Source organism: Sorangium sp. So ce124, from assembly GCF_051525235.1.
Lineage (GTDB): Bacteria > Myxococcota_A > Polyangia > Polyangiales > Polyangiaceae > Sorangium > Sorangium atrum.
Map to the genome: position 1 here is coordinate 11,764,915 of NZ_CP150312.1, position 11,298 is coordinate 11,776,212.

At 67.3% G+C, this 11,298-nt stretch carries 8 protein-coding genes; 4 read left to right on the forward strand and 4 right to left on the reverse strand.

Translation table 11 applies throughout. The features are described from left to right. Positions 1-26: 26 nt before the first annotated feature. Positions 27-1,775: a trypsin-like serine protease gene (locus tag WMF19_RS44085; protein WP_437895853.1), complete on the reverse strand. Its 1,749-nt coding sequence runs from the start codon at positions 1,773-1,775 to the stop codon at positions 27-29. 751 nt (positions 1,776-2,526) lie between these two features. Between WMF19_RS44085 and WMF19_RS44090 the strand changes: the two genes are divergently transcribed. Then, the gene (locus WMF19_RS44090) at positions 2,527-3,390 is read left to right on the forward strand and encodes a nicotianamine synthase family protein (protein WP_437895854.1); all 864 of its coding nucleotides are present in this window, start codon (positions 2,527-2,529) and stop codon (positions 3,388-3,390) included. Continuing rightward, complete coding sequence (locus WMF19_RS44095; RefSeq protein ID WP_437895855.1) at positions 3,387-4,256, forward strand: ATP-grasp domain-containing protein; 870 nt, start codon at positions 3,387-3,389, stop codon at positions 4,254-4,256. The genes WMF19_RS44090 and WMF19_RS44095 overlap by 4 nt, the downstream gene beginning before the upstream one ends. Here the strand turns inward: WMF19_RS44095 and WMF19_RS44100 are convergent. Genes WMF19_RS44100 through WMF19_RS44110 form a run of 3 tightly spaced genes read right to left on the reverse strand, consistent with a single transcriptional unit; the run spans position 4,249 to position 8,135 of the window. Beyond that, positions 4,249-6,378, reverse strand: a complete 2,130-nt coding sequence (locus WMF19_RS44100; protein ID WP_437895856.1) for a 2-aminoethylphosphonate--pyruvate transaminase — start codon at positions 6,376-6,378, stop codon at positions 4,249-4,251. The two genes, WMF19_RS44095 and WMF19_RS44100, sit on opposite strands and share 8 nt — an antisense overlap. A 25-nt stretch (positions 6,379-6,403) precedes the next feature. Further along, complete coding sequence (locus tag WMF19_RS44105) at positions 6,404-7,426, reverse strand: TauD/TfdA family dioxygenase (RefSeq protein ID WP_437895857.1); 1,023 nt, start codon at positions 7,424-7,426, stop codon at positions 6,404-6,406. 46 nt (positions 7,427-7,472) lie between these two features. Then, entirely contained in the window at positions 7,473-8,135 is a 663-nt protein-coding gene (locus WMF19_RS44110; RefSeq protein WP_437895858.1) for a hypothetical protein, read from the reverse strand. Positions 8,136-8,726: 591 nt separating this feature from the next. Between WMF19_RS44110 and pheA the strand changes: the two genes are divergently transcribed. Beyond that, complete coding sequence (gene pheA / locus WMF19_RS44115; protein WP_272102225.1) at positions 8,727-9,806, forward strand: prephenate dehydratase; 1,080 nt, start codon at positions 8,727-8,729, stop codon at positions 9,804-9,806. A 71-nt stretch (positions 9,807-9,877) separates the two neighbouring features. Continuing rightward, on the forward strand, positions 9,878-11,227 hold the full coding sequence (locus tag WMF19_RS44120) for a hypothetical protein (RefSeq protein ID WP_437895859.1): 1,350 nt from the start codon (positions 9,878-9,880) through the stop codon (positions 11,225-11,227). Positions 11,228-11,298: the final 71 nt, after the last annotated feature.

Consider the following 11,298-nt stretch of genomic DNA (forward strand, 5'->3'; position numbering starts at 1 on the left):
GCGGCCGAGGCCCCCTGCTCGACAGCTCACCGCCCGGCGTCGTGGAGCATGCCCTTGATCGCCCAGCCGCTGTCGACCTGGCGCGGGTACAGGTCCCCGACGAAGTGCGCGCCGTGCATCAGCCAGATGGCGACCTGGCCGTTCGTGTGCCGCCAGACGATGTCGTCCCGTCGATCGTGATCGAAGTCGCCGACGCCCTGCACCTGCCATGCGAGGTCGCCGGGCCCGTGCGCGTTGTTGTACGAGGGCGAGTCGAAGCCCTGCTCGCCGCCGAACCAGATGGCGAGCTGGCCATTGGCGTCCCGCCACAGGATGTCCGAGCGCAGGTTGCCGTCGAAGTCGCCGATGGCCTGCACCTTCCAGAAGAGGCTCGGGTCCTGGCCGCCGGGGTAGGCGTCGCCCACCCGCGTCCCGCCCGACATGAACCAGATGGCGACCTGACCGTTCGTGTTTCGCCACAGGATATCCGAGCGCGCATCGCCGTCGAAGTCGCCGACGCCCTGCACCTTCCACGAGGTGTCGACCGGCGCGGGTTGGTTGTTGTAGCCGGGATAGGCGGCCTGGGCGGCGTCGCCCTTGAACCAGATGGCGAGCTGGCCGTTGGCGTCGCGCCACAGGACGTCCGAGCGCCCATCGCCGTCGAAATCCCCGACGCCAGCCACCTTCCAGAAGAGGCTCGGATCCTGGCCACCGGGGTAGGCCTGACCGACGACGGCTCCGCCATCCATGAACCAGATGGCGACCTGGCCGTTCGTGTGCCGCCAGAGCACGTCGCTCTGGCCGTCGCCGTCGAAGTCTCCGGAGCCCTGGATCTTCCAGGAGAGGCTCGGGTCCTGACCGCCGGGGTAGGCCTCGCCGACGATGTCGCCGCCATCCATGAACCAGATGGCGACCTGGCCATTGGTGTGCCGCCACAGCAAGTTGGTGCTGGCCGAGCAGTCGCACGTGTCGCCGTGGCCGCTGCACTGGTTCGAGGATGACGACGGGCACATGTGCGACTTGATCCAGTCGAACTCGGAGCCCGTCGTGACCCCCTTGCTGACCCAGCCATGGCTCACCGTCCACGTGTGCATCGAGTGGACGGCGTAGAGCCGGCTCGCCTCGACGTTCAAGACGGCCCCGCCCGAGTCGCCGCTGCAAAAGACCTGGTCGTTGAAGCGCAGGATGTCGTGGCCGTCCTCGTACCCGCCGACCACGGCGGCGTCGAAGTTCAGCGTGCCGAAGGGGGTGCTGCAGTCGGCGCCCGTGCGCCCGAAGCCGGCGATCGTGACGCGCGATCCCTCGGCGGGGTAATCGTTGGCCACGACGAAGGGCTTCACGTGTGCCGGCGCGACGCCATTCAGCTTGATGACCGCGACGTCATGCTCGATCTGCCTCTCGGTCCAGGACGGGTTGTAGTCCGGCTGGATCTCGGCCACGCCGCTCAGCACGCGCGGGCGCGCGCCCGGCGTGGCCGGGTCGGGGCGAAAGGTCACCGTCGCGTCCGTGGAGCAGGCGTTGTCGCCGACGTAGCCCTCCTCGCAGAAGCAATGCGCGGCGGTGAGGACCGTGTCCGCGGCGATGACCATGCCCGAGCAGCTCCCCTGCGAGGTCGACACCTTCACCATCGCGAGCAGATCGCCGGGCCCCGCCGGCGTCGGATCGACGATCGGCAATGCGACGTCGGCCGCCTCCTCGAAGTCGCCCGCCTCGCCGGGGTCGGCCGCGCAGGCGGCCAGCGGCAACGCCAGCAAGGGACACAGCCAGCGCCGTCGGCGAACATGCTTTTGAGTCATCGGTTCAATCCTCATTCCGCTACCCTCCTTTTCGCTTCGCCCGCCGCAGTGACGCGCGAAGGGGACATGCATCGCTTGCGCTGGCGCGCGCTCGCGCCCTCCGTCGTCGGAGAGCGTTCAGCGGGCCTCGTCAGCGACGCTTCGCTCTTCAGCTCTTCAGCTCTTCAGCTCTTCAGCCTTCAGCCTTCAGCAACGCACGTGCCGGGTCGGGGCGGCGCTCGCCCCGGCGGATCGTCGACGCGCATAGGCGGGAGGGGCGCTTCTTCCGGCCCCCTCGCGAGCCCGTCGCCTCGAGCGAGCTGTCGCCCCGGGAGGACCAGGTGTCTCCTCGACAGAGACAGGGGTCCAGCGGCGGGGGCGCGACCCCGGGCTCCCCGGCCGAGCCATCCGCGAGCGCGATCACCTCCCCGGACCGGAGGCGCTCGCCGCGCCGGCGCTGCGCCTCCGCTCGCTGCGCTCTAGCGGCGACTTCGAAGCCTACTGGGCGTTCCACCTGCAGCAGGAGCATGACCGAACGCACCGCGCGCGTTATGCAGGGGGCGATGTCCCCTCACCGCTGCCGCCGCCTCGACCCAAGCTGCGCCGAGTGCACCACGCAAAACGCCCTCGTTCCAGAGGAGCCGCACCCAAAGCTAATCCGGACCCCCACGGTCAACGCCCATGGGCGCCGAGGCGGCCCCAGTCGTAGACCACATCGTTGATGCCCAGCCTCCGACACATCTCCCCAGCACGGTTTCAAGCGAGAAGGCTCATGCAATCAAACAAGCATTTTTTCTTGACTGAATTACGCGCCCTGAGCTCCGAGCTTGAAGAGCTTCGCCAGGAAGCCGGCCGTTGCGGCAATTTCGATCCCTTGGAAGAGAAGCTGGGCTCCGTTCGCCAGTTCGTCATGGATGCGGAGAACGCCTCGTGCTGGCGGCGCTGGGAAGGCGATCTCGAGCTTCTTCACGAGGCCACGATGCTTCGCGATGTCCTGGATCGCGCTCTCTGCGACCTGGAAAAGGGCCATTCCCGCCACCTTTGCCAGAGACCGGCAGAGGGAACCTTGCCTTTGGAAGCCTATCTGGATGCGACTTACACGGAGTTTCGGACGTCGTTCCGGGCGGAGTTGGCGGCCTCCGGGATAGGCCCGAAATCGAGGATTGTCTTCATAGGGGCCGGCGCGCTGCCCGTCACGGCGCTGCTCTTCGCCCGGGAAAGTGAGGCGGAGTTGCTGTGTCACGATATCGATCCTGAAGCGACCCGCCTCGCAAAAAAGCTTGTCATGCATCAGGGTCTGGCGGAGCGGATCCGGTGTAGCTGCCGTCCGCTCGAAACGATCCCTTGGGTCGGACAGGCGAGCCATTTCATCATCGCCGCACTGGTCAAGGAGAAGGCCGCCGTTCTTCGGCAACTAGGCAGCCAGATGCACGGGCAGGCGAAGATCATCCTTCGCTACGGCAACGGCATCAAATCGCTCTGCAATTATCCGTTCGAGAAGGAGCTTTCCGGGTCCTGGCACGTCACCCCGCTCATCCATACCGGTGCGGTCTATGACGCCGTGCTTCTTGAGCGACACGCTGGAAGCGAGGCGGGCGTGGTTGCCGCCGTCGACCAGACACAGGGTGTGCCGTGAAGCTCCTACTGGCGACCTGCGCAAAGATCCCTCCCGAGGCAATCGGATGCGATCTGGCGCTCAAGAAGGCCCTGGAACAGCGGGGCGTGGAAACCGTCTTGCGTCCCTGGGACCGGATCGAACCGCAGGAGGCAAAAGGCCACGCGGCGGGCGTGGTGGTCCGCTCCGTATGGGACTACACGGAACAGAGTGAGAAATTTTCCCGATGGCTCCATGAATTGCGGGACGAGGCGATTCCCGTGATCAATGACGTCGACGTGCTACTGTGGAACTTGAACAAGCGGTATTTGCTGGACCTCATCGCCCACGGAGTACCCTGCCCGGTCACGCGCATCGTCGATCAAAATACAGGGATAGAAACCACGGCGTCTGAAATTCCTGGAGATCGGCTCGTCTTGAAGCCCTGCATCGGGGAGAGCGGCGTGGGCGTGACCCTCGTTGAGCGCCACCAGGTGGCCGCGCAGGCCAAGGCCCTGCGCGCCGAAACGGGCCGGAACGATCTCTTGCTCCAGGAATTCATGCCGGAAATCCGCGAAGGCGAACTATCGCTCGTGTTTATCGACGGACACTTCGCCCATGGCGTGAGGAAGCGTCCCAATCCCGACGATTTTCGGGTGAACGGGCGTTACCGCCCGCTTGCTCCGGTGTCCGTCGTCCCCGAGAAGGAGCATGTGGCGGCCGCGGAGGAGATCTTGCGGCATGTCCCTGGTCGTCCCGTTTACGCGCGGATTGACGGCATCCTGCGCGGTGGCCAGTTTGTCCTGATGGAGATTGAGGTCATCGATCCCGCGCTGTATCTCGACATGGTCCCCGCGTCGGCCAATGCGCTGGCGGACGCCATCGTGGCGGCGATACGTCCTAGCTGAGCCGCGGCAGGTCCTTGTAGCGCGAATCGATCTCGCCGAGGACTTCGCGGATGACGTTCATGATCATGCGGATGTCCGATTCGACCAGATCGCCCATGACCCCGATGCGGAACGTTCCGGCGGCGGTCAGCCGTCCCGGGAAGATGGTGATCCCGCGCCGCTCCAGCGCTTCGTACAAGGGTCGGAAGTCATGCGCGAACGGCTCGGGGACATGGAAGGTCGCGATGATGGGGATGGCCACCTCGTCGGGGATCAAGGTCCGGAATCCCCACTGGCGGAAGCCGTCGATCAGGATGCGCCAATTGCGCTGGTAACGTGCCCCGCGGGCGGCCACGCCGCCTTCCCGCCGGTGTCGTTCGCAGGCCCTGGCCAGGGCCGCGACGACGTGGGTTGGCGGCGTCCAGCGCCAGGTGCCGCTCTTTTCCATCGTGCTCCACTGGGCATGGAGATCGAGCGAAGGCGACATGGCCCTGCCCGCCGAGGCGGCCAGGGCGCCCTTGTTGACGAGGACGAGGCCGATGCCCGGGACGCTCTCCAGGCATTTGTTGGGAGAGATGATGAGCGCCTCGAGATCGAGCGTGGCCACGTCGATGGGAAAGCCGCCGAAGGAAGCGACGGCATCGATGATGAGGCGCTTGCCCCTGCACCGGGCCACCTCCGCTACCATCTCGATCGGATTGAGCACGCCCGTGCCGGTCTCCGCGTGGCACATGGCGATGTGCGTGATGGCGGGGTCGGCGTCGAGGGCTCTCTCGAGATCCTCGCGCGTTGGCAGCGGCAGCATCGGAAGGTCGAGGGTCGTGACCTTGAGGCGAATGCCCTCGGCGATTTCCCTGAGCCGGCTTCCGTAGAAGCCATTCTGCACGATCAGGATCGTGCCGGTACGCGGAACCAGGGTCTGCATGGCCGCTTCGATGGCGTAGCTGGCGCTGCCTTGCAGGGGAACGCAGGCATGCGTCTCCGTGCCGTTGGCGATCTCGAGCAGATAGCGGCGGATCGCGGCGTTCATGTCGACGAAGTCGCCCGCGTAGGGGTTCCGGTCGAGCAGCATCGTCTCACGGATCTCCGTCGGCACCGTAAGGGGCCCCGGCGTGAGCAGGTAGTGATCGTGTCGGCGCTTCACTCCAATTTCAAGGCGCCCACCCTCAGCAATGGAAACAGGGCCGCCCGTGGAGAGGGATCGGCCAATGGCCTCGAAAGCCGCCACGCCGTTGAGCACCTCGTCCATGGGAATGGGATACGGGGCCTCTCCGGAGATGGCGTCGGCAAAAGCCTCGATCTCGGCGCGCTCCGTGGAAACAGCCTCAAAGGAGAGGGGACCGCCTTTGCCTGCAAGGTCGACGATCTCGAGCGTGTCCGGGCCACGGATCTCCGCGGAACCCTGGGTCCCGAATACCTGAAGGCGAAAGCTCGGCGCCGTGGCCATCATCGTCGTCACCGAGGCCGTGGCGCCGGAGGCCAGGGTGAGGAGGGCGGAGACGGTGTCCTCAAGAGGCCCCAGGGCCGGGATGCGCGAGGAGCCCGCCGCGAACACGCCGGTGACGGGTCCGCCGAGATGGATAATGGCGTCGATCATATGAATGCCACCCCCGGCGAAGCCGCCCGACGGATTCTCCTCCGCTGTCAAGCGCCATTGCCCGGGGGAAAATCGCCCGATGAGGTTCGCGGTGAAGTTGCATTCGATGTGACGAAGGGTGCCCAGGCCGCCCTCCCCGACGACGCTCTTCAGTTTGCGCATCGCGGGAAGAAACCGACGGTTGAACCCCGCGGCCACCACGACTCCCGCCGCCGATGCGGCAGCGGAGACCTGCACCGCGCTGGAGGAGGTGAGCGTGAACGGCTTTTCGACGAAGACGGGGCGCCCCGCGCGGACGCAGGCCTCGATCTGCGCGGCATGGAGGGAATGGGGCGTGGCGAGTACGATGCCCGCGATCGTCGGTTGGGTCAGCGCTTCTTCCAGCGAGGCGAGGACCTTGATTCCCCGCGAGGAGGCCGCCTGTTCGATGCGTCCGGGAGTACGGCTGACCGCGGCGGAAAAACGGACTTTGGGGCTGACGCCCTGCACGGCATCCACGAGGAAGGTGCCCCACCGCCCAAGTCCGACGATTGCCAGGTCGATCATCGATGCCTTCCAGGTAGAGGTTCCGTCACGCGGCCGATACCTGCGGCGCTTCGCCGTTCTTGGCCGACACGTAGAACCCGTCATGGGTCTGCAAGCGTTGCAAATCGGGATGGAGCGGACGGCGGTCCCCGGGATGCAGCTTGAGCCAGAGCCGCAGGAGGAGCCGGCGCCGCTCGACTTCGGGCCAATCCTCGAAGGTGGAGCGCGAATGAAGGACCGTGTAGTTGCTCATCAACGAGGCCTCTCCTGGTTCCAGCATGAACTTGTAGGCGAACTCGTCGCTGTCGGCGACTTGCTGGAAATAGTCGAGCGCGTCCCGCTGAAGCTGGGTCATTTCCTTGTTCCTCGCGGCCTGCTCAACGAACGGCTTGACCATGAAGACGCTGAGCTGGCCCTCGACTTCGCTGAAGACCGGAACGCGGTAATCGGTTATCAGCGACCGCTCGCCCTTCGCCTCCTCTCCCTGCCAGTGGACGTAGTAACCGGTATAGAGCGGGGCGAGATATTCGGGATGGGTCTCGACGATCTTGTCATGAATGGCGAGGGCGCTCGCTATTCCGCTGTGGCCGCCCAGCTTGGCCTTGCGGACCGCCAGAAGGCCGACCAGCGCGCCGAAGTCGCTGTGCATGTCCAGGGGAATATTGGAGTTGTAGGCCCGCCCGCCCCCGAGATCGATGACCTGGTTCAGCCGATCGCCGTGATGGCTCTGCTCAATTGGCACTCCGAGCTGCTTGCCCACGGCCCAGAGCAACAACCCGATTTCCTCCGGCGTATAGGTCTCGACCGGCCAGCCGCGGATGACGATGACGCCGCGCTTGTGGAGAACTTCGTCGGCGATCCGGCGGATATCGTCATGAATCTCGGCGAGGGGAAAATCGCTCTCGGAAGCGGTCCGCAGCGTGAGGTTGCGTTTCCGCGCCTCATCCATGATCTTTTCGAACGCTCTCAGGTGCCGGCGCCCGAGATCGAAGGAGATTTTTTCTTTCGTCAGGTCCGAGGCTCTCCAGGCCCCGGGATGGCCAGTGTACCTTGCAAGGCTGTTGGACATGTCGATTTCCCGCGTGAAGGGTTGCAGGCAAGGGGGCCAATTGCTACTAGATCACTTTCGCCGGCGACGGGGAGAAATTTCCAGCCATCGTGTCGTAAAACCGACGGACGCTCGAATGGACCGGCTGCTTTTCCTGGGAAGTCCTCAGCCACATCCGCAGGAGAAAACGGCGGCGTTCCTGTTCCGGCCAGTCCTCGAAGGGAGCGCGGTCGTGCAGAATGGCGTAGTTGTTGACGAACAACGCCTCGCCCGCTTCCAGCATGAAGGTGAATTTCAGTTCATCCCCGACGGTATGAAAGTATTCGAGCGCCTCGCGCTGCAGCTCCGTGAGACGATCCCCTTTCCAGCTTTGAACGATGGGTTGGCCCCATTGCTTGCCCAATGCCCAGTAAAGGAGAGCGTTCTCCGCTTCCGTATAACGGTCCATCGGCCATCCGCGAACGATGACCACGCCGCGGCCATTCAGGATCCTGTCGGCGATGAGCTGCACATCGTCCTGGATGTCCTCGAGCTGAAAATCCTCGTTCGAAGCGCTCTCGAGCGTGACGCTGCGTCTCCGGACTTCCTGGATCACGCGGTCGAAGGCCTCCAGGTGTCTGGACCCGAGATCGAAGGCGACTTCGTCCTTGGTCAGGTCCTTTCCATCCCAGGCCCGGGGGTGTTTGATTTGTTTCGTTTGGATCTTGTAGGGAGCAAACGATGTTTCCACGGTGGGTCATCCTCTCGGGGGCGTGAAGCCGGCAAAGCTGACGAGATCGTCGTTTCCCGCGTGATCCTTTCGATAGTGCCGCATTGTCACCGCACAGTATACCGCTTCGCAGGCAACGTCATCATTGGATCCTGACGGGGACCGGCATCAATCGCCTTGGACCAGAGCGCGTCCATGCTGTTGCGGGCCGGTGCAGGCAGCCGTCTCGACAAGCTCGGCAGCTGAGCCCGAAAGCATAAGTTCTCCTACGGGCGCCGTTCTCTCGCTCCGGCGGCCGATCCTCCCGCTCCCGCGCCCGATCCTCCCACTCCGCCGGCCGATCCTTCCGCTCCCGCGCCCGATCCTCCCACTCCGCCGGCCGATCCTCTCGCTCCCGCGCCAAGAGCTCTCTCTTCCTCTCCTCTGCTCCCTCACCGGTCCTCTCTCGCCCTTCCGCTCCACGCGTCGAGCTCGCACGGGTGCCGCTTCGCCCCTGACGTGCGTCGCCGTCGCGCGCGTTCCGCGCGCATTCCCGGCTCCGCGGCGAGCCTTGCGCTGCGGCGCCCCCTGCGCTTTGATGGCCGCCCTGCCCCTTCCGAGGTGAAACAGTTCATGGCGACCCTTGGCGAGCTTCGTGAGCGCATCGACAGCATCGACGACCGGATCCTCGAGCTCCTCGCGGAGCGGGCCGAGGTGGCCTTCGAGGTCGCTCACGCGAAGCGCGCCGCGAACGCCACGCAGTTTCACGACCCGGAGCGGGAGCGGCGCGTGCTCGCCCGCCTGCAGGCGAAGGGCGCGGGCCGCTTCCCGCGCGACGCCATCCGGGTCCTCTTCCGGGAGGTGATGAGCGCCTGCCTGTCGCTGGAGGAGCCCATGAAGGTGGCCTTTCCGGGGACGGAGGGCGCCTTCGCGGAGGTCGCGGCGCGGCACCTGTTCGGGCTGGCCGCGCTCTACCGAGAGACGGGCACCATCGAGGGCGTCTTCGACGCCGTGCGCGCGGGCGAGGCGGCCTGCGGCGTCGTCCCCGTCGAGAGCTCGACCGACGGCTCGGTGACCCTGACGGCGGACGCCCTGATCGAGAGCGACCTCCAGATCCGGCAGGAGCTCGTGCTCGACGTCGCCTATTGCCTGTTCAGCAAGGCGGAGGGGCTGAGCGGCGTCGCGCGGGTCCACGGGCACCCGCACGCGCTCTCGCAGTGCCGCCTCTGGCTCGCGAAGCACCTCCCCGGCGCGCAGATCGTCCAGACCGTGTCCGCGGCCGCGGCCGCGCACGAGGCCCTCGGCGACCCCGCCGCGGCGGCGATCGGCAGCCGCGGGGCGGGCGAGCTCTACGGGCTGCCGCTCCTGCGGGAGCGCATCCACGACCGCGCCGAGAACGCGACCCGCTTCATCGTCATCGCCGCGGGCGACGCGCCCGCCACGGGCGCGGACAAGACCTCGATCGTCTTCTCCGTGCAGGAGGAGCCCGGCGCGCTCCGCCGGGTCCTCGCCATCTTCGACGACGCGGGCATCAACCTGACCCGGATCGAGTCGAGGCCCAGCCGGCAGAAGCACTGGGACTACGTCTTTCTTGTCGATCTGGAGGGCCACCGGAGCGATCCGCGCGTCGCCGACGCGATCGAGCGGCTCCGCGCGCGCTGCGAGATGGTGAAGGTGCTCGGGAGCTACCCGCGGTCGACCGGCGCGCGCTGAGGCGCGGGCGCGGCCATCCCGCCGGACCACGACGGGGGATGGTGCCCCGCGGGGAAGGGTGATAATTTTCCGTGCCCGTGCCGGCCGCGTCGCTCGCGCTCGCCCTCCGCGCTGCCCGAACGGCCGCGAGCGCGGTCGCCGGCACGCTGCTGGCCGCCGTCGCCCTGCCCGCCGCAGCGGCTGAGCCTCGCGCCGCAGGCGAGCCGGTGCTCGTCCTCGCCGCCTTCCCGGGCGCCGGCGGCATCGACAAGCGCGCCCTCGACCTCGTCGTCGCCCATATCCGCCCCGTCGGCGTCCGCCTTCAGATCGTCCGCCCCGGCACGCCGAGACCCGTGCTGCAAACGCTCCTCCCCGAGGCCAACGCGCTCGCCGACACATGGGACGCGCGGGGAGTGCTCTGGATCGACGCCGGGTCGAGCGACGAGCTCGCCCTGTACGTGGTCGAGCGCGACGGCGAGCAGATCTACGGCCGCCGCATCCCGATCTTGCCCGGGCAGAGCGCGACCGCCCTCGAGTCGCTCGCCAACATCGCCGGCGCGGTCGCCGAGGAGCTCCGCGAAGGCCACGTCGCCGGTCTGGCCGAGGTGAAGGTCGCCCCGGGCCCACCGGCCCCGGCGACTCCACCCGAGCCCGCCGCTGCCCCCGAGCCTGCCGCGTCCCCTGCGGGGCCCGCGAACGCGGCGCCCACGGACGCCGCGCTGGACCTGCAGACGCCCGCGGGCCCGCCGTCGCCATCCATGCGCGCCCGCCGCGACGCGAGCCCGCTGCCCACGTTCGCCGTCCTCGCCGGCTACACCGGCGCGAACTTCAGCAGCGAAGCGCCGTGGCAGAGCGCCGCCGCGGTCCGCGCCTCCTGGGCGCCGGTGGACTACGCCGTCCTCGGCCTGGGGTACGAGCTCATGCCCTCCACCTCCGTCGGCGGCGAGCAGTCCACGTTCGAGCTCTCGCGCCACCCGGTGATCACGACCGGCCAGGTCCGGCTCAGGCTCCCCCTCGGCCTCGACCTGCAGCTCGGCGCGCGCGCCACCGTCGATATCGTCGAGCGCGTCCCCGAGGAAGGCACGACCCAGCAGGCGCTCACGGAGCCACCACCGTTCCCTCCGCCTCCCGGTCATGGCCCGCCACCGCCGCCCCCGTGGCGGTGGCCACGGATGTTTCCGCAGCAACTGCCGCCGCCGGAGGCCAGGACCGACGTGCTCGTGAGCGTCGCGCCGGTCGCGGAGCTCGGAGTCCCGCTCACCGGGTGGCTCCGCCTCAAGACGACGGTGGGTGTGGACGTGCTCCTGACGAAGCCAGACGCCGCCGTACACCCGGCCCTCGCGCTTTCGGCCGATCCGGTGCGGATCCTGGCCGGCGTCGGGCTGGAGCTCGGCCTCGCCCTGCCGGCCTCGCCGGCCCCCGCGGGCATGGTCAGAAAATGACCATCCGCGCCGCATGACCCGACACGAAAGGAAAATTGACCCGCTTCGGACCGTGCATCGCACCAGGTCGA